General features: G+C 65.0%; 16 protein-coding genes and 1 pseudogene. 7 read left to right on the forward strand and 10 right to left on the reverse strand.

Going from position 1 to position 18,787, the window contains the following annotated elements; translation table 11 throughout:
• The first annotated feature begins 56 nt into the window (after positions 1-56).
• The gene (locus tag ACNFCI_RS02095) at positions 57-875 is read left to right on the forward strand and encodes an alpha/beta fold hydrolase (protein ID WP_368828789.1); all 819 of its coding nucleotides are present in this window, start codon (positions 57-59) and stop codon (positions 873-875) included.
• A 322-nt stretch (positions 876-1,197) separates the two neighbouring features.
• On the opposite strand, the gene ACNFCI_RS02100 is transcribed toward ACNFCI_RS02095, so the two are convergent.
• The 5 genes and pseudogenes from ACNFCI_RS02100 to ACNFCI_RS02120 form a co-directional block, all read right to left on the reverse strand.
• Positions 1,198-1,983, reverse strand: a complete 786-nt coding sequence (locus ACNFCI_RS02100) for a MetQ/NlpA family ABC transporter substrate-binding protein (protein WP_368828788.1) — start codon at positions 1,981-1,983, stop codon at positions 1,198-1,200.
• A gap of 176 nt (positions 1,984-2,159) precedes the next feature.
• Positions 2,160-3,103 (reverse strand): annotated as a pseudogene (locus tag ACNFCI_RS02105) (sigma 54-interacting transcriptional regulator).
• A gap of 63 nt (positions 3,104-3,166) precedes the next feature.
• The gene (locus tag ACNFCI_RS02110; RefSeq protein ID WP_368828786.1) at positions 3,167-3,748 is read right to left on the reverse strand and encodes an alpha/beta hydrolase; all 582 of its coding nucleotides are present in this window, start codon (positions 3,746-3,748) and stop codon (positions 3,167-3,169) included.
• Positions 3,749-3,925: 177 nt separating this feature from the next.
• Positions 3,926-5,032 (reverse strand): agmatine deiminase, encoded by a 1,107-nt coding sequence (aguA, locus tag ACNFCI_RS02115; protein ID WP_368828785.1) that lies wholly within the window; start codon positions 5,030-5,032, stop codon positions 3,926-3,928.
• Between the two features lie 240 nt (positions 5,033-5,272).
• A complete protein-coding gene (locus ACNFCI_RS02120; protein WP_368828784.1) occupies positions 5,273-8,170 on the reverse strand; it encodes an aminotransferase in 2,898 nt (965 codons plus the stop codon).
• Between the two features lie 147 nt (positions 8,171-8,317).
• Here ACNFCI_RS02120 and ACNFCI_RS02125 point away from each other — a divergent pair, with 147 nt between their 5' ends.
• From ACNFCI_RS02125 to ACNFCI_RS02135, 3 genes are read left to right on the forward strand one after another with little or no spacing between them, the layout of a single operon-like run.
• Complete coding sequence (locus ACNFCI_RS02125; protein ID WP_368828783.1) at positions 8,318-10,132, forward strand: ATP-binding protein; 1,815 nt, start codon at positions 8,318-8,320, stop codon at positions 10,130-10,132.
• Complete coding sequence (locus tag ACNFCI_RS02130) at positions 10,129-11,538, forward strand: sigma-54-dependent transcriptional regulator (protein WP_368828782.1); 1,410 nt, start codon at positions 10,129-10,131, stop codon at positions 11,536-11,538. The genes ACNFCI_RS02125 and ACNFCI_RS02130 overlap by 4 nt, the downstream gene beginning before the upstream one ends.
• Positions 11,535-11,990, forward strand: a complete 456-nt coding sequence (locus ACNFCI_RS02135; protein ID WP_084853704.1) for a YiiD C-terminal domain-containing protein — start codon at positions 11,535-11,537, stop codon at positions 11,988-11,990. Before ACNFCI_RS02130 ends, ACNFCI_RS02135 begins: the two co-directional genes overlap by 4 nt.
• A gap of 83 nt (positions 11,991-12,073) precedes the next feature.
• On the opposite strand, the gene cysQ is transcribed toward ACNFCI_RS02135, so the two are convergent.
• Entirely contained in the window at positions 12,074-12,904 is an 831-nt protein-coding gene (cysQ, locus tag ACNFCI_RS02140) for a 3'(2'),5'-bisphosphate nucleotidase CysQ (RefSeq protein WP_368828781.1), read from the reverse strand.
• Positions 12,901-13,467, reverse strand: coding sequence for an ADP compounds hydrolase NudE (gene nudE / locus ACNFCI_RS02145; protein WP_084853701.1), 567 nt, complete (start codon positions 13,465-13,467; stop codon positions 12,901-12,903). The genes cysQ and nudE overlap by 4 nt, the downstream gene beginning before the upstream one ends.
• 64 nt (positions 13,468-13,531) lie before the next feature.
• On the opposite strand from nudE, the gene yrfG reads away from it, so the two are divergent.
• Positions 13,532-14,194 (forward strand): GMP/IMP nucleotidase, encoded by a 663-nt coding sequence (yrfG, locus tag ACNFCI_RS02150; RefSeq protein ID WP_084853699.1) that lies wholly within the window; start codon positions 13,532-13,534, stop codon positions 14,192-14,194.
• Positions 14,195-14,329: 135 nt separating this feature from the next.
• On the opposite strand, the gene lysM is transcribed toward yrfG, so the two are convergent.
• Positions 14,330-14,770, reverse strand: a complete 441-nt coding sequence (gene lysM, locus ACNFCI_RS02155; RefSeq protein WP_224457320.1) for a peptidoglycan-binding protein LysM — start codon at positions 14,768-14,770, stop codon at positions 14,330-14,332.
• A 174-nt stretch (positions 14,771-14,944) separates the two neighbouring features.
• Between lysM and fdhD the strand changes: the two genes are divergently transcribed.
• Both fdhD and ACNFCI_RS02165 read left to right on the forward strand, forming a co-directional pair.
• Complete coding sequence (gene fdhD / locus ACNFCI_RS02160) at positions 14,945-15,787, forward strand: formate dehydrogenase accessory sulfurtransferase FdhD (RefSeq protein ID WP_368828780.1); 843 nt, start codon at positions 14,945-14,947, stop codon at positions 15,785-15,787.
• Between the two features lie 189 nt (positions 15,788-15,976).
• Positions 15,977-16,462, forward strand: coding sequence for a YMGG-like glycine zipper-containing protein (locus ACNFCI_RS02165; protein ID WP_368828779.1), 486 nt, complete (start codon positions 15,977-15,979; stop codon positions 16,460-16,462).
• A gap of 74 nt (positions 16,463-16,536) precedes the next feature.
• Here ACNFCI_RS02165 and ACNFCI_RS02170 read toward each other — a convergent pair whose 3' ends face one another.
• Both ACNFCI_RS02170 and ACNFCI_RS02175 read right to left on the reverse strand, forming a co-directional pair.
• Positions 16,537-16,971 carry an acyl-CoA thioesterase gene (locus ACNFCI_RS02170; protein ID WP_368828778.1) on the reverse strand — a complete coding sequence of 145 codons (435 nt, stop codon included), beginning with the start codon at positions 16,969-16,971 and terminating at the stop codon, positions 16,537-16,539.
• 156 nt (positions 16,972-17,127) lie between these two features.
• Positions 17,128-18,669: a phosphoenolpyruvate carboxykinase gene (locus tag ACNFCI_RS02175; protein ID WP_084853691.1), complete on the reverse strand. Its 1,542-nt coding sequence runs from the start codon at positions 18,667-18,669 to the stop codon at positions 17,128-17,130.
• Positions 18,670-18,787 lie beyond the last annotated feature (118 nt).

Consider the following 18,787-nt stretch of genomic DNA (forward strand, 5'->3'; position numbering starts at 1 on the left):
GCCTTTGGCACCGCTACCGTTCCACTTTTGCGACTTGACTTCAAAAGGAGCACCCGATGCAAAAGCATTTCGTGGAAATCGACGATGCGCGTATGAGCTACGTCGACCAGGGCCAGGGTTTCCCTGTGCTGTTGGGCCACAGCTACCTCTGGTCAGCGGCCATGTGGGAGCCACAGATTGACGCGCTGTCGAAACACTTTCGTGTCCTTGTCCCAGAGCTCTGGGGCCATGGCGACTCCGATGCACCACCGGCCCTCACGGGTGACATGAGCGTCCTGGCGCGCCAGCATCTGGCGCTGCTCAATGCCCTGGATATCCCCAAGTGCCACCTGGTCGGCTTGTCGGTCGGCGGCATGTGGGGTGCGGAACTGGCGCTCGAACACCCCGACCGCGTCGACCGCCTCGTGCTGATGGACACCTACCTCGGCACCGAACCCGAAGCCACGCGCCTGAAGTACTTCGCGCTGCTGGATGCCGCCAGCGCCGCAGGCCAGTTCACCGATGACCTGCTCGATACCATCGTGCCGATCTTCTTCCATGCCGGCGGCCAGACCGTGCCAGACATTCGCGAGGCATTTCGTGCTGCACTCAAGGCCTGCAGCGCAGACACCATCCGCAAGAGCCTGGACCCGTTGGGCCGGGTGATTTTCGGCCGGCCGGACCTGCTTCAGCGTCTTGAAGGCTTGCCAGCCGAACGCACCATCGTGTTGTGCGGCGATCAAGATATTCCGCGGCCGCCGGAGGAGTCCAACGAAATGGCCCGGTTGATAGGCTGCCTGGCGGCACAGGTTCCGTTTGCAGGCCACATCTCATGCCTGGAAAACCCAGAGGTCATAACCGACTTCCTGTTGAACTGGCTGCCCCGCAATGCCTGAGGTACCGCCTCATCGGTCGAGCCCCCTGTAAGATCGCGATTGGGCCGCAGCATGGTCCTGAGCATCACGTTCGTCGGATTACCCGGAAATTAATGCCTGGCGAGGGATCTTTCCTGCAAAAACCTTTTCCAAGAGCTCTGACCCGTACGGCCCTCACCTGGAACGACAACAATGAACAGCTCTTGCCCGCCGGTTTCCAACGAACAGCTTCAATGGCTCCTGGCCTTGCGCCGGGCGCTGGCCAACTCGCGCTGATTGGTCCCCGTAGAAACGACAACGCCGACGCAAGATGCGTCGGCGTTGTCGTTTCCAGGCGCTTGAATCAGAACGCCGGCAATACCGCACCGCTGTATTTCTTGGCGATGAATGCCTTTACCTCTGGACTGGTCAGCGCCCTGGCCAGTTTCTGGATGGCCTCGCTGTCCTTGTTGTCTGGGCGGGCGACCAGGAAGTTCACGTAGGGCGAGTCGCTGCCCTCGATCACCAGGGCGTCCTTGGCCGGGTTCAAGCCAGCTTCCAGGGCGTAGTTGGTGTTGATCATGTCCAGGTCAACCTGGTCCAGCACACGCGGCAGCATGGCCGACTCCAGCTCGCGGAACTTGAGCTGCTTCGGGTTCTCGGCAATGTCCTTCGGAGTGGCCAGGGCGTTCTTGGGGTCTTTCAGGGTGATCAGGCCAGCCTTTTGCAAGAGCAGCAGAGCACGGCCGCTGTTGCTGCCTTCGTTGGGGATCGCGACGGTGGCGCCCTCTTCCAGGTCAGCCAGGCTCTTGACCTTCTTCGAATAGCCACCGAACGGTTCGACATGCACGCCAACGACGGTTTCAAGGTGCGTGCCTTTGCCTTCGTTGAAGTTCTTCAGGTACGGCAGGGTCTGGAAGTAGTTGGCGTCCAGGCGCTTCTGGTCGACCTGGACGTTGGGCTGCACGTAGTCGGTGAAGACCTTGATCTGCAGGTCCACGCCTTCCTTGGCCAGGGTCGGTTTGATCAACTCGAGGATTTCGGCGTGGGGCACCGGAGTGGCAGCTACCACCAGTTTTTCAGCGGCGTTGGCGAAGCCGGTCAGCGACAGGGCTGCGGCCAGGGCTGCGGTCAGCAGGGTCTTTTTCATGGTGATCCTTGTTATCAAGCTGATGCCATCGAAGTGGCGAAGTCGGTGCCCCTTCGGCAGGGGCGTGAAACGGACGATACCGGGAATTTTTATTCCTTAACAATATCTTTTGCTTAGCTGCTTATTCCAAAAACAAACGGCCATTATAGGCTTCGAGCATGAGCGGACCGCCTGCCCTAGCGTGCGGAGGCGTTCAGGCCCGTCAATGAGTCCTCCAGCAACCGGCGCACGGCATGCCGGGTCTGCGGATCGCGGCTGCGGACCAGTTGCTCGAGCTGCCGGGCCAGGCTGGACAAGGGTGTGGTGTCCGGCAGGTCCAGATGCTCTGGCAGGATCTGCCCGCCCTCGCTCACCAGCAGGGCAAAATGGATGACGTTCTCGAGCTCCCGGGTATTGGCCATGCATGGGCTTCCATGGCTTGCTGCGCGGCCTCGCTGATCAGCGGCACCGAGCGGCCCAGACGCACGCTGTAGATACCTACGAAATACTCGGCCAACGGCAGAATGTCCCCGACCCGCTCGCGCAACGCCGGCAGCTCCAGCTGGCCTTCGCGCAGGTAATGGTAGAGGCGTTCGTTGAAATGCCCGGCGCGCACGGCCTGGGCCAGGTCGATGCTGGAGGCGGCGACCAGGCGTACGTCCACCGGTTGCGGCCGCTGGGCACCGACACGGGTGACCTCGCGGTTTTCCAGCGCCGCCAGCAGCTTGGCCTGGATGGCCAGCGGCAGGTCGGCGATCTCGTCCAGGTACAAGGTGCCGCCGTTGGCCGAACCGAACCAGCCGGCCCGGCCGCCGGCCGTCCCGCCTTGAGCACCGGCGCTGTAGCCGAACAGCTCGGCATCGGCATAGGTCGGGCTGATCGCCGCGCAGCTCACCGAGACGAACAAGCCGCTACGGTCGCTGGCCCGATGCACCTGACGGGCCAACAGCTCCTTGCCGGTGCCGGTCTCGCCGCGGATCAACACCGGCACCGGTTGCAGCGCCAGGCGCTCCAGGGCGTCGCGCAACCGTTGCGAGCGCGGGTCGATGAACACCAGGGCCTTGGCACGGATGCTCAGCGGGCTCTTGTCCAGTTCGGGAAAGGTCAGCAGCGGCTGGCCGAAAGCGTTGTGCACAGTCATGACGAGCTCCCGCCCGAGGCCGTTGCCGGCCGGGCGTCAAGGTATTCAGGGACGCGGGGGGGATCAGGCGCGGCGCAAGGCCCGCTGTTCGATCCGACCCTGCAGCCGGTAGAGGTAGGCGAAGCCTTGTTCCCAACGCTCGTGGCCGGACTTGACATTGATGTGCCCCGCGTTGGCCAGCAGCCCCGCCTCGGCGCCCCATGCCCGTGCCAGGTGCAGCGCACGCGGCACGCTCACCGCCGGGTCGTTGTCGGAGCTGACCACCTGGCTGGGGAACGGCAGGGCCTGCAGCGGGATCGGCGCGAAATTGCGCAGCGCTGGCGCGCAGGTCGGCCGCTCCACGTCCGCCGGCGCCACCAGCAGCGCCCCGTGCACCTGGCGCAGCAGGGCTGGGCTTGCCTGCGCGGCCCAGTGGGCGACAGTGATGCAGCCCAGGCTGTGGGCGATCAGGATCACCGGCGAGCGTTCGGCGGCGATCGCCTGCTCCAGCGCGTGCACCCAGTCATGCCGCTGCGGGGTGAGCCAGTCGTGCTGCTCGACCCAGGCACTGTTGGGCAGGCTGCGCTGCCAGTGACTTTGCCAATGGTTGTCTGGCGATCCTTGCCAGCCCGGCACAATCAGGTAACGAATCGACTCATTGCGCATGGGGACGCCTCCAGAAGTTTGCGTGCTTGGGCTCAAGTATAGGGAGGCGTTTATATCAGTAAAGGAATAAGAAGATATTTACTTATAACCATTAAACAAAAAGCCGCCCCTACACGATCCCTGTAGGAGCGGCCTTGTGCCGCGATGGGCCGCACAGCAGCCCGAAAGCAGCGGACGTCAGCGCTTGACCGGCGCCGGCTGCTGCTGAGTCAGGCAGTGAATGTTGCCGCCACCCAAGAGCAGTTCACGCCCCGGGATCATCACCACTTCGTGGTCCGGGAACAGATTGGCCAGAATCGTGCGCGCCTGGGCGTCCGCCGGGTCGTCGAAGCTCGGTGCGATGATGCCGCCATTGACGATCAGGAAGTTGACGTAGGAACCGGCCAGGCGCACCGACGGGTCACGCTCCTGGCTGCCAGCCACGTGGTCGACACCGGCGCATTCCTCCTCGGTGGCATACAGCGGGCCCGGGATCGGCATCTTGTGCACGACGAACTCGCGGCCCTTGGCGTCGCGGCTGTTCTTCAGCACGTCATAGGCAGCCTGGCAACGGACGTAGTTCGGGTCGTTGACGTCATCGGTCCAGGCCAGCAGCACTTCGCCTGGGCTGACATAGCAGCAGAAGTTGTCGACGTGGCCGTCGGTCTCGTCGTTGTACAGGCCATCCGGCAACCAGATGATGGTGTCCACCGCCAGATGCTCGCGCAGAACCTCTTCGATCTGCTCGCGGGAAAGATGCGGGTTGCGGTTGCGGTTGAGCAGGCACTCTTCGGTGGTGATCAGGGTGCCTTCGCCATCGACATGGATCGAGCCGCCTTCGAGCACGAAGCCTTCGGTGTGGTAGCGCTGGCAGCGCTCCATTTCCAGGACCTTGGCGGCCAGCTCCTCGTCACGGTTCCAGGGTGCGTACAGGCCGCCATCGAAACCGCCCCAGGCATTGAAGCCCCAGTCCACCCCGCGCACTTCGCCGTGGTCGTTGATGACGAAGGTCGGGCCGGTATCACGTACCCAGGCGTCGTCGTTGCTGATTTCCACCACACGAATATTGGGGATATCCAGTTGACGGCGAGCGTTCTCGTACTGGCCAGCGGAGACCGCGACGGTCACGGGCTCGAAGCGGGCGATGGCCTTGGCCAGGGTCACATGGGCGGCCTGCGCCGGCTTGCCGCCCAGGCGCCAGTTGTCCGGGCGCTCCGGCCAGACCATCCACACCTGGGTCTGTGGTGCCCATTCGGCGGGCATGTGGAAACCGTCGGCACGCGGGGTCGAATTGAGGGTCTTCATCGGTAACCTCTGCAAAAGCCCGGCGCCGACTGCGCCAGGTCGTTGATCAATCGGGGCGTCGGGAAAACGCAGCCCCCTGGAGCGGGCTTGTACCGCAATAGGCTGCCCAGCTGCCCTGTTCGGTGCCTCATTATATACTCGATAAAAATCGAACTTAGAAGCCGTAGGACAAAATATTTCGCCCATAAAAACGCCACCAAAACCGATAACAATCGGCTAAGGTGGCTACTAATGCAGGTGTTAGAGGCCTTCGCCGAGAATCCGATCCACGCAATCGACGAAGTAGTCCACGCTGGCGCGCGTGGTGCACATGGGTGGCTTGATCTTGAGGATGTTCAGGTAATCACCGGTCGGCTGCATGAAGATGCCCAGGTCGCGCAGGCGGTTGCACAGGGCCATGGTTTCCTCGGTGGCCGGCTCCAGGGTCTGGCGGTCGCGCACCAGCTCCAGGCCCAGGTAGAAACCGGAACCATGGGCGGCACCGGCAAGCGGATGTTTATCCACGAGCGCCTGCAGGCGGGCCTTGAAATAGCGCCCGACTTCCCGGGTGTTTTCCCACAGGCCCTCCTCCTGCATTACATCCAGCACCGCCATGCCGATACGGCAACTGACCGGGCTGCCGCCGGCCGAAGAGAAGAAGTAGCCCTCGGCCTCCAGGGCCTCGGCGATCTCACGGCGAGTGATCACCGCACCCAGCGGCTGGCCGTTGCCCATGCCCTTGGCCATGGTGATGATGTCCGGCACCACGCCTTGCTCTTCGAAGCCCCAGAAATACTCGCCCAGGCGGCCATAGCCGACCTGCACCTCGTCGGCGATGCACACGCCGCCGCGAGCGCGCACCTTGGCGTAGGCCTCGCGCAGGTAGCCTGTCGGCAAGGCAATGCCGCCGGCATTGCCATACACCGGCTCGCAGATGAAACCGGCCAGCTGGCGGCCGCGGGCGTCCAGGTCGGCGAGCTTGGCATCGACATCGCGCAGGTAGTCCGCTGCACAGTCCGGGCCACGGAAGCGCCCGCGGAAGGTGTTCGGCGCTTCTACCGGGTGCACCCAGTCCGGGCGGGTTTCCAAGGCCTGGGGGTTGTCGGCGATGGAGGTGGAGATGGCGTCGGTGGCCACCGACCAGCCATGGTAGGCCTCCAGCACGCTGAGCAGGTCGCGCCCACCGCTGTAGGCCCAGGCCAGGCGGATGGCCAGGTCGTTGGCCTCGGTGCCGCTGTTGACCAGGAACACCCGGTCGAAGCCCTCCGGTGCCAACTCGAGCAGGCGCTCGGAGAATTCGGCGATGGCCGCATAGTGGAAGCGCGAGTTGGTATTGACCAGCGACCACTGGCGTGCCGATTCGGCGGCCATGCGCGGATGGCCATGGCCCAGCACGGCAACGTTGTTGAGCATGTCCAGGTAGGAGCGGCCCTGCATGTCGATCAGGTAGTTACGCCAGCCACGCTCGATATGCGGCGGCTGGGCGTAGTAATGCTTTTGCGAACGGGCGAAGCTGGCATCGCGGCGCGCCAGCAAGGCCTGGGCATCGACCAGCGGCTCGGCGTCGCAATCGAACCCGAGCAGGGGGCGCGGCGACGGACATAGGGCCAGCCAGGCGTCGGCCTGGGACGGCGTGGCGAAGAACGGCGGGCGCTGTTCGTCGCCCCGGCACAGCTGGACGCTGAGAAAGCCGCAGGTCAGGCCCAGGGGCTGCCCCTTGGCCAGCGCCTGGCCGTCTGCCGGTGCCTCTTCCAGCCCGCTCAGCCAAAGGCTCCAGGCTGCGGTGCGCAGTCGCCCGCGACCGTCCCCGGTACGCTCCCAGGTGCCCGCTTCAGGGGCCTGCAGCGCGGTGCCAGCCGGTACGCTGAGCTCCACGCCCAAGGCGCAGGTGGCCGGCTCCTCAGGGCGATCGATATGGGTCTGCGACAGCCGATACTGGCCGTGCAGGGTACAGGCCGGGCCTGCCTGGGCAGCCAGCAGCCGCTGGTCGAAGCCCGGCTGCTCCCAGTTGCCCGCCTCGCAGTGCGGGCTGAGCACCCCAAGATCGACGCGTGCCATCGCCTGCCCCACCAGGGCCGGGATCAACGGCGCGCATCCAGCCAGCCCCAGAGGCGCCAGCGCACCGCCCGTGGCCTGGAGAATCGCAGCTTCCATCAGGGCGAGCGGCACGGCAGCGGCCGTATCGAAGATGGCCCATTCATGGGCGATGTTATTGCGGATGTATTGATTGCCCGGGTCGACCCGCAACTGCTGTTCGCTGCTGAGCACCAGCACTGCGGCACGCATCAGCACCAGCGGCCAAAGGGCGCGCAGTTCGGCATCCTGCAGCGGGTTGACGGCGTGGTAGGCACGAATGGCCGGCAGGATGCGCAGCGGGTCGCCTTCGGCATGGTGCAACAGCGCCGCGCAGGTGACGGACAGGTCGGCGATACGCCAGGTGCGCAGCAGGTCGCCGAAGTCGATGACGCCCTGCAGCTGCCATTGGCGCGCCTGGTCACGGGCCCAGACGGCATTGTCGTCGGTGATGTCCAGATGCACGGCCTGGGTCGGCAGGTCGGCCACCAGCGGCTGCAGGCGTTCGACGGCCAAGCCAGTGACGCGCTCGACGCGCTGGCGACGCTCGTCGTCCAGCACCGGCAGCAAGTGTTCGATCAGCGCCTGGGCGTGGCGCGGGTCCCATTGCAGGGTGCGCTCGAGGCCTGGGTGCTCGAAGCCGGCCAGGGCCTGGTCGACCCGGGCGCACAGCGCGCCTAGCTCGCCAACCAGCCTTGCCGGCATGTGCGCAAGACGGGTCAGCGGCTGGCCATCGATGTAGTCGAGCAGGCGCACCCGCAGCGGCTGGCCGTCGATCTCCACGGCCAGCAGCTCCTGGCCATCGCGCGCCCGGCGTACCTGTGGCACCGGCAGGCCCTGTTCGCCCAGGTAGGCCAGCGCCGCATGCTGCGCCTCGAGCTCCACCTGGGCATAGCTGCCGTGGCAGGCCTTGAGCACGAAGCGCCCCTGGTCGCTGTCCAGCCGCAGGTTCAAGTCCTGCTGGCTGCCCAACGGTTGCAAGCGCCCTGCCAGGTCGTAGTGCGCTCGCAGCAGGGCGTGGGCCTGGGCTTCGCTGAGCGAGGGGCTGGGCTGGCTGGAACGCTGGATCAGGGTGCTCAAGGGCATGGGAGGGAACCTCGGTTTTTTTGTCGCCTATATCGCCACTGCTCACGGCGATATACAAGAGGCCGATGACAAAAGCATGGCTATGCGGCGCTGATGGACAGACGCAAGTAGCGCATAATTGCGCCAGATCCTTCTGGCGCCCGATAGATGATTCAAACCCAAACGCCTCCACGACGCCCACGCTGGCGCAGCCTCGCCCTGCTGGCCCTGTGCCTGGCACCCCTGCTCTGGCCGCTGCATCACCTGGCCGAGCGCTACTACCAGGATGAGCTGGCCTCGCAGAATCGCCAGACCCTCGACCTCTATGTCGCCAACCTGCTGGGCACCCTGCACCGCTACGAGACCCTGCCGCGCATCCTCGGCGACCTGCCGGCCCTGCGCGGTGCGCTGCACGACCCGTTCAAGACCGAGGCGATCACCAACGCCAACCGCCTGCTCAAGGAAATCGCCAAGCAGACCGGCGCCGAGGTGATGTACCTGATGGATGTCAGCGGCAATACCCTGGCGGCGTCCAACTGGGACAAGCACGACAGCTTCGTGGGCCGCAACTTCGCCTTCCGCCCCTACTTCCTCGAAGCCATGGACGGGCGCCTGGGGCGCTTCTTCGGCCAGGGCACCACGTCGGCCAAGCGCGGCTACTTCTTCGCTGCGGCGGTGCATGACCAGGACAAGGTCGTAGGCGTGTTGGTGGTCAAGGTCGACCTCGACCACACCGAGACCCTGTGGGGGCGTACGCCCGAGCAACTGCTGCTGACCGACCAGAACGGCGTTGTGGTACTGACTTCCCGCCCGGACTGGCGTTTCCGCGCCACCCGCGAGCTGACCCCGGCCGAGCGCGAGGCGATCGTCGCCATCCAGCCCTACCCGACCCAGGCACCCCAGCCACTGAACCTCAACCCTGCCGCCTGGCTGGTACAGACCCGCGACATCAAGGAGACCGGCTGGCAGGTCAGCATCCTTGCCCCGCGCACCCTAGTCGATCGCTCGGTACAGACGGTCATGGCCATCGGCGCTGGCGCCTTGCTGGTGCTGATGCTGCTGGCCGGCCTGGTGATGCAGCGTCGGCGCCACTACATCGACCGCATCGACTTCGAGGCGCGCGGGCGCCAACAGCTTGAACAACGCGTCATGGAGCGCACCGCCGACCTCGAGGGCCTCAATACCCGGCTGAAGAAGGAAGTGCTCGAGCGCGAACAGGCCCAGCAGGAGCTGGTGCGCGCCCAGGATGAACTGGTCCAGGCGGGCAAGTTATCGGTGCTCGGCACCATGTCGGCGAGCATCAGCCATGAACTCAACCAGCCCCTGGCGGCGATCCGCAGCTATGCCGAGAACGCCGAGATCCTCCTGGACCACCAGCGCACCGAGGACGTACGCGGCAACCTCAAGCTGATCGGCGAGCTGACCGGTCGCATGGCCTCGATCATCACCCACCTGCGTGCCTTTGCCCGCCGCGACCAGCACGCGCCGGAAAGCGTGGCCCTGCAGCCGGCGCTGGACGACGCCCTGGCGCTGCTGGCCAAGCGCCGCCGGGCCATGGCCGTGGAGCTGGTACGCGACCTGCCCGAGGCCACACTCTGGGTGCAGGCCGGCGAAACGCGCCTGCGCCAGGTACTTGGCAACCTGTTGGCCAACGCCCTCGACGCACTCACCGAAAAAGCCAACCCACGCAAGCTATGGCTCAGTGCCGAACGCCAGGATGACTGCGTTTACCTGTACATTCGCGACAATGGCCCGGGTTTCAGCCGCCAGGCCCTGGAGCATGCCAAGGAGCCCTTCTTCACCACCAAGACCCGCACCCAGGGCCTGGGGTTGGGGCTGGCCATCTGCGAAAGCCTGATGCATGCCCTGGGCGGCGAGCTGCTGCTGGGTAACCACCCGGAAGGCGGCGCCCTGCTGATCCTGCGACTGCGCGTGGCCAAGCCCGGCGCCAACCTGCAATCTTCGGAGGACCCCTCGGCATGACGACCGAGACACAGATCGACAGCCGCACCCAGGTCATCCTGGTGGACGACGATCCGCACCTGCGCCAGGCCCTGGGCCAGACCCTGGACCTGGCCGGGCTCAAGGTCGTGGCCCTGGCTGATGCCCAGGGGCTGGCCGAGCGCATCGAACCGGACTGGCCCGGCGTGGTGGTCAGCGACATTCGCATGCCCGGCATCGATGGCCTGCAACTATTGGAACAACTGCACGGGCGCGACAGCGAGCTGCCGGTGCTGCTGATCACCGGCCACGGCGACGTGCCGCTGGCCGTGCAGGCCATGCGCGCCGGTGCCTATGACTTTCTGGAAAAACCCTTCGCCAGCGATGCCCTGCTCGACAGCGTGCGCCGCGCCTTGGCCCTGCGCCGCCTGGTGCTGGACAACCGCAGCCTGCGCCTGGCCCTGAGCGACCGCCAGGAGCTGTCCGCGCGCCTGGTCGGCCAGTCGCCGGCCATGCAGCGCCTGCGCGAGCAGATCGGCGCCCTGGCTGCGACCCGCGCCGACGTGCTGATCCTTGGCGAAACCGGTGCCGGCAAAGAAGTCGTGGCCCGCGCCCTGCACGACCTGTCGAGCCGTCGCGACGGCCCGTTCGTGGCGATCAATGCCGGCGCGCTGGCCGAGTCGGTGGTCGAAAGCGAACTGTTCGGCCATGAGCCGGGCGCCTTTACCGGGGCGCAGAAGCGCCGTATCGGCAAGTTCGAGTTCGCCAACGGGGGCACGCTGTTCCTCGACGAAATCGAAAGCATGAGCCTGGATGTACAGGTCAAGCTGCTGCGCCTTCTGCAGGAGCGCGTGGTGGAGCGCCTGGGCGGCAACCAGCTGATCCCGCTGGATATCCGTATCATCGCCGCCACCAAGGAAGACCTGCGCCAGGCCGCCGACCAAGGGCGCTTCCGCGCCGACCTGTACTACCGCCTGAACGTGGCCCCCCTGCGCATCCCGCCCCTGCGCGAGCGCGGCGACGATATCCTGGTGCTGTTCCAGCATTTCGCCGATGCCGCCAGCCAGCGCCATGGCCTGCCGGCCAACCATCTGCAACCCGCCCATCGCGCCCTGCTGCTGCGCCACGACTGGCCAGGCAATGTGCGCGAGCTGCAGAACGCCGCCGAACGCTTCGCCCTGGGCCTGGAGCTGGCCCTCGATGGCCAGGCGCCTGCTGCCCCCGCCACCGCCGACCCTGTGCGCACCGGCAACCTCAGCGAACAGGTCGAGCATTTCGAGCGCTCGCTGATCGCTGCCGAACTGGCTCAGCCGCACAGCTCCATGCGCAGCCTGGCCGAAGCCCTCGGCATTCCGCGCAAGACCCTGCACGACAAGCTGCGCAAGCACGGCCTGAGCTTCGCCGACAGCGCCAGCGGGCAAGACGACCCGGAGGACAACCGCCCATGACCAGCGACAGCCAGTACCTGCAGTCCGTACTGCATAACGACATCCCCCTGACCCGCGAGATGGGCATGGCCGTCATCGACTGGCACGACCAGCGCCTGCGCCTGCAGTTGCCGCTGGCGCCCAACGTCAACCACAAGAGCACCATGTTCGGCGGCAGCCTGTATTGCGCCGCAGTGCTGGTGGGCTGGGGCTGGTTGCACCTGCGTCTGCGCGAACTGGGTATCGACGATGGGCATATCGTCATCCAGGAAGGCCAGATCAGCTATCCGCTACCGGTCACCGGGGCGGCTGTCGCCAGTTGCCCGGCGCCTGACGAGAAGACCTGGGAGCGCTTCCTGGCGATGTACCAGCGCCGAGGGCGGGCGCGGCTGACCCTCGAGACGGTGGTGTGCAATGCTGGCAGTGACGCGCCTGCCGTGAAATTCAGCGGGCAGTACGTGTTGCATCGCTGACATAGGGGGCCGCTTCGCGCCCCTTTCGCGGGACAGGTGGGAGCTGGCGGAGCCTGCGATGGGCCGCACAGCGCCCCGCCAACTCAACCGATCGCAGCGGCCAACTGCAACAGTGCCGCACGCCACGGCGCCGCAGCCGGCAAGGCGAGGAAGAACGGGTTGAGCAACGATTCACGCGCCGGATAGCGGAACGGCGCGCCATCAAGGCCGATCACCTCGCCCCCAGCGCCTTCGAGCACGCCCTGGGCGGCGGCAGTATCCCATTGAGACGTCGGCGCCAGCCGTGGATAGCAATCGGCGGCCCCTTCGGCCAGCAGGCAGAACTTCAGCGAGCTGCCCACGTTGGCCAGCTCCAGCTCCCCGACCGCACTGCCCAACCCACCCAGCAACGCCTCCTGCTGCGGGCTGGAATGCCGTTTGCTGGCCACAACGGTGAAACGCCCTTCCTCTGGCGGTTGCCGGCGCACCTGGATCGGCTCGGCCTCGGCGCCCGCTTGCGCGCGCCATGCACCCAACTGGCGGCCGCCGAAATAACAGCAGCCGTTGGTCGGCATCGACACCACGCCGAACACTACCTCGCCGTGCTCGATCAAGGCGATGTTGACCGTGAATTCCTCGCTGCCAGCGATGAACTCCTTGGTGCCGTCCAGGGGGTCGACCAACCACCAGCGTGTCCAGGCCCGGCGCTCGCCCAGAGCGATGTCGCAGTCTTCTTCGGACAGGACCGGGATGTGCGGCGCCAAGGCCTGCAAGCCATCGGCGATCACCCGGTGGGCAGCGAGGTCGGCCGCGGTCACCGGCGAATCGTCCGCCTTGTTGGTCACCGCCACATTGGCACGCCAGAACGGCAGGATCGCCTCGCCAGCCAGGCGGGCCAGCTTTACCACTTCGAGCATCAGCTGCTGGTCGTTCATGCGCTCAACTGCCCCCGCTGGATCAGCAGGTCACGGGCCAGGTACAGCGCCGCCAGGGCCCGGCCTTCGGAAAACTGCGGGTGCATGGCCAGGGCCGACAGCTCGCGCAGGTTGACCTTGTCCACACGCATCGGCTCGGGCTCGTCACCCTCGAGGCGTTCTTCATAAAGGTCGGTGGCCAGCACCACCTGGATCTTCTGGCTCATGTAGCCAGGCGAGAGCGACAGCTCGGTCAGGTGCTCCAGCTGGTGCGCGCCGAAACCCGCCTCCTCCTTGAGCTCACGGTTGGCGGCCGCCAGCACGTCCTCCCCCGGCTCGATCAGGCCCTTGGGCAACGACAATTCATATTCGTCGGTGCCGCCGCAGTACTCCTCCACCAGTACCGCATGCTCGGCGTCGAGCATCGCCACCACCATCACCGCACCATAGCCGTTGCCGCGGCCGACCAGGCGCTCGTAGGTCCGCTCGGTGCCGTTGGAAAAGCGCAACTGCACGGCTTCGACGCGGAACAGGCGGCTGCTGGCGACGATTTCGCGAGCGAGTACGGTGGGTTTCTGGCGCATGGGGCGGCTCCTTGGCGTGAACGGGTTACTATACCGTGGCTTGCCGACCGATCGAGAGTTTCCCATGCCTGTTCTTCCCTGGTCCGCCATCGATACCGTCCTGCTGGACATGGATGGCACCCTGCTCGACCTGCACTACGACAACCAGTTCTGGCTGGAACACCTGCCCCAGCGCTATGCCGAGCTGCACGGCATCAGCCGGGCCATGGCGGAGCTGGAGCTGCAGCCATTGTTCGAGCGCAACGCCGGTACCCTGAACTGGTACTGCCTGGACTTCTGGAGCCGCGAGCTGAAGCTGCCGATCCGCGAGCTCAAGCAGGAAATCGCCGACCTGATCGCCCTGCGCCCGGATGCCGACACCTTCCTCGAGGCGCTGCGCAAGGCCAACAAACGGGTGATATTGATCACCAACGCCCACCGCGACTCGCTGTCGCTGAAGCTGGAGCGGGTGGAGCTGGCGCCGTACTTCGAGCGGCTGATCAGCTCCCATGACTATGGTTACCCGAAGGAAAGCGCGCAGTTCTGGGATGCGCTGCAGGCGGATATCGGCTTCGAGCCCGCGCGCAGCCTGTTCATCGACGATACCCTGGCGATTCTGCGCAGTGCACGGCGCTTTGGTGTGCAGCACTTGCTGGCGGTGCGCGAACCCGACAGCAAGGCGGGACCACGCGATACCCAGGAGTTCGCGGCGGTGGAGGATTACCGGGCGTTGCTGGCGGGACTGTGAGAAGGATTCGCGGATAAACCCGCTCCCGTAGGGGCCACCGTCACACCAATTGCCTTGCAACGGGCACGAGCGAATGCTGCCCCTATGGGTGCGGGCTTGTCCCGCGCTAGGGCCGGTACAGGTTACGGCATAGGGTCAGTCAGGAATACGCAGCACCTGCCCCGGGTAGATCTTGTCCGGGTGCTTGAGCATCGGCTTGTTGGCCTCGAAGATCTTGTTGTACTGGTTGGCATCGCCGTACTCGGCCTTGGCGATGGCACTGAGGGTGTCGCCCTTTTTCACCGTGACGAAGCGCGCTGCCTGGGCCACCGGCCCGGTGACGGTGATCTGGTCATCCACCGTGGCGACGCCGTCGATGTTGCCCGCAGCCAGGATGATCTTTTCCTTCTCCTCCTGGCTGGCAACCTCGCCCTTGAGAATGATCTTGTCGCCCTCGACCGTGGCGGAAATGTTCGGGTTGCCCAGGCCAACGCTTTCTACATGCTTCTTGAGTTGCTCCTCGGCATTGGCGTTACCGGGTGTCAGCAGGTCGATCAGCTTTTCGCCGGCTTCCTTCACGAAACTGAACAGGCTCATGTCACACTCCTTGATGGTGAATTCCAGGAAGCAGGAGTCTAGGACAGCTTTGCCCACTCTGCCGCCCGGAAACCGATCAACCCGCTCTATCACGGCATAGAACCTGGCAACTGGACGCCACTGCCCCAGGGGCATAGGCTTGTGCCGTAACAAAGCCGCCGGTGATCCGCCCTGATGAACAGCAAACCCCCGGTCTGCGCGGCATCCATGCCTGCTGCTCTGCCGGCCGCCAGCAATACCTACGACTACGTGCAGCTCACCGATGGTGCAGCAGACTCGACCCCGCTCGCCGAGGAAGTCGCCCTGGCCATCGCCTACAACGGCCTGAACCAGGCGGTGATGCTGGTCAGCCCCACCGACCTGGAAGACTTCGCGGTCGGCTTCAGTGTCGGCAGCGGCATTGTCGAAAGCACCGATGAAATCTATGACGTGAAGCTGTCCGGCAGCGGCTCGGCCTTGTATGCGGACCTGGAGATCTCCAGCCGTGCGTTCTGGAACCTGAAGAACCAGCGCCGCCAGTTGGCCGGCACCAGCGGTTGCGGCCTGTGTGGCGTCGAAGCCCTGGAGCAGGCGTTGCCGGAGCTGGCCGAACTGCCCGGTGCACCGCTGCCGCCAGCTCAATGGCTGGCCGGTCTGCGCCAACGCATCGATGCCTACCAGCCTTTGGGACAGCATTGCGGCGCGGTGCATGCCGCCCTGTTCATGGACCGACAAGGCCAACTGCTCATGGGCCGCGAAGATATCGGTCGGCACAATGCCCTGGACAAGCTGATCGGCGCCCTACTGCGCCAGCGCATCGACACCGACGGCGGCCTGGCCATCGTCACCAGCCGCTGCAGCCTGGAACTGATCCAGAAAGTGTTGCGTGCCGGCATCCAGACCCTGGTCAGCCTCTCGGCCCCTACCGGCTTGGCGCTGCAATGGGCGCGCAAACACAACCTCAACCTGATCCACCTGCCCAAGCACAGCCCGCCGCGCGTGTTCAGCCCGGTCATGGAGGCTGGCAAACAGCCATGAAAAAAGCCCTGTCCGGGGTGGGCAGGGCTTGGTTTCAAATAGCTCAGACACGCGAAAATGAAGAAAGTTCCATATAGAAAACAATAAGTTAGAGAATTGTGTACAACTCGTGCTACTCGTCGGATTTCAATTGCCAGACGCCTCGCCGAGCCTCACATTCGCCTCGTCATCCCTATGAGGCTCTCTTGAATGAAGAAGTACTCCTCGATTCTGTTGTTGTCCTTTAGCCTGCTCAGCGGCGTTGCCATGGCAGGCGGCAATACCGAGGCCGGCATTGGCGGCGCATTGGGTGGGGTACTCGGCTCCGTAGTGGGCAACTCCATCGGTGGTAGCACCGGCGGCGCCATTGGTGCCGGCTTGGGCGGTGCGGCCGGCGGCGCCCTGGGTGCCGACAAGCGCCAGCGCGGTGAGGCCGCCATCGGTGGCGCTCTGGGCGCTGCCGGCGGTAACGTGGTCGGTCGTTCGATGGGGGGCACCACTGGTAGCCACATTGGTGCAGCCGCAGGCGGTGGCGTCGGTGGTGCGCTGGGTAACTACCTGGGCAACAAGGCCGACGAAGACGATTGGGACGATCGTCGCCGTTATCGTCGCGACTATGATGGCCGTCGCCACTGGGACCGTGGCCACCACTACGGCCATCGCAAGCACAAGCGCCACTGGCGTTATGACGACTGATCGCTGAATAGCTCAGTCCACAAGAAGGCCCTGCCCTGACCGGCAGGGCCTTTTCGTTTGGGGTGGATCGATGATCAGCCGTTGAGCTGCAGGCCCACCAGGGTCATGCGCAATGTATCGGCCAAGGCCACCGGCTGGCCCGACGCACGCTCCACGAACACCTGCACCAAGGTACCTGCCGCCAGGGCCTGCGCCTCGCCGGGGCGAAACAGCGCCAGGCGGTATTCCACGGTACTGCCCGCCAGGCGCGCCACGCCCAGGCCCACTTCCAGCACATCAGGAAACCCTGGCAGGGCATAGAACTGCGCCGCCGAACTGATCACCACCCCAGCCAGCTCGCCGTCACGCAGGTCCAGCTCGGCCTGTTCCACAAGGAACGCCTGCAGCGCCGTCTCGAAGTAGCCATGCACCGTGGCGCCAGCGATGTGGCCATTGAGGTCGTTATCCTGCGGGCGGGTGAGGATGGGATGGAAATGGTTGAAATGGCTGCGCTGAGGGGATTCGGTCATAGGTTACCCAGGCTTGGTTACCCAAAGTGAAGATAGCATCGTGCAGGGCCAAGGAGCGGCGGCCCGGCCTAACGTCAGCGACCTTACCATTGCACTCGTATCGGATACAAAAAAGCCGCCCCAAAGGGCGGCTTCTTGATCCGTGCCGGCTACAGCTTACAGCTGCGGGCCTGCGGCCTTGATGGCCTCGGAGACATCGAACTTCTGGAAGTTCTCGATGAACAGCTTGGCCAGGCCCTTGGCGGCTTCGTCGTAGGCAGCCGGGTCAGCCCAGGTGTTGCGCGGGTTGAGCAGGACGGTTTCGACGCCCGGCACGGCCTTCGGCACATCCAGGTTGATGATGTCCAGGTGCTCGGTCTCGGCACCGACCAAGGCACCGCTCTGGATCGCGGCGATCACGGCACGGGTGGTCGGGATGCTGAAGCGCTTGCCAACGCCGTAGCCACCACCGGTCCAGCCGGTGTTGACCAGATAGACCTTGGAGCCGAAGCCCTTGATGCGCTTGATCAGCAGTTCGGCATATTCGCCGGCCGGGCGCGGGAAGAACGGGGCGCCGAAGCAGGTGGAGAAGGTCGACTTGATGCCGCCGCCCGAGCCCATTTCGGTGGAGCCGACCAGCGCGGTGTAGCCGGACAGGAAGTGGTAGGCCGCCTGCTCGTTGTTCAGGATCGACACAGGAGGCAGTACGCCGGTCAGGTCGCAAGTCAGGAAGATGACCGCATTCGGCTCGCCGCCCAGGTTCTTCTCGGAACGCTTCTCGACGTGCTCCAGCGGGTAGGCGGCGCGGCTGTTCTGGGTCAGGCTGCCGTCGGCGTAGTCGGCGTGCTTGGCGTCGTCGAGCACGACGTTCTCCAGCACCGCGCCATGCTTGATGGCTTTCCAGATGACCGGTTCGTTCTTCTCGGACAGGTCGATGCACTTGGCGTAGCAGCCGCCTTCGATGTTGAAGACCACGCCCTCGCCCCAACCGTGCTCGTCGTCACCGATCAGGTAGCGGCTTTCGTCGGCCGACAGGGTGGTCTTGCCAGTGCCGGACAGGCCGAAGAACAGGGTCACGTCGCCCGCTTCGCCGATGTTGGCCGCGCAGTGCATCGGCAGCACGTCGGCAGCTGGCAGCAGGAAGTTCTGCACGGAGAACATGGCTTTCTTCATTTCACCGGCATAGCGCATGCCGGCGATCAGCACCTTCTTCTGGGCGAAGTTGATGATGACGCAGCCGTCGGAGTTGGTACCGTCGCGCTCGGGGACACATTCGAAGTTGGCGACGTTCAGGACCTGCCACTCTTCACGGCCTGCCGGATTGTACTGGGCCGGGTTGATGAACAGGCAACGGCCGAACAGGTTCTGCCAGGCAGTCTGGGTAGTCATCTTGACTGCCAGGTAGTGCTCGGCGGCAGCGCCTACGTGAACGTGGGAAACGAAGTGTTCCTGGGCGTTGTTGAACGCCTCGACGCGGGCCCACAGGGCATCGAACTTGTCAGCCGGGAACTTGCGGTTGATCGGCCCCCAGGCGATGGCGGAGGAAGTGCTGGGCTCGTCGACGATGAAACGGTCTGCCGGCGAACGACCGGTACGGTGACCGGTTTTCACGACCAGTGCGCCAGTATCGGCCAGCTCGCCTTCACCGCGGGACAGCGCTTCTTTTACCAGTTCATCGACGGTCAGGTCGGTGTACACGGTGTTGTTGGCTTGCGTCATGAGATACCCCATCCGGCCCGAGGCCGAGTGCTCCAAACGTTTTGTAGTCGTCTGTTTTAAACTACTACAGCGAAAAAAGTGGCCGGATTATGCCAGAAAAGCCCAAAAAAAGTAGGCC

It is taken from the genome of Pseudomonas sp. NY15356, from assembly GCF_048068175.1.
GTDB classification, from domain to species: Bacteria; Pseudomonadota; Gammaproteobacteria; order Pseudomonadales; family Pseudomonadaceae; genus Aquipseudomonas; species Aquipseudomonas putida_K.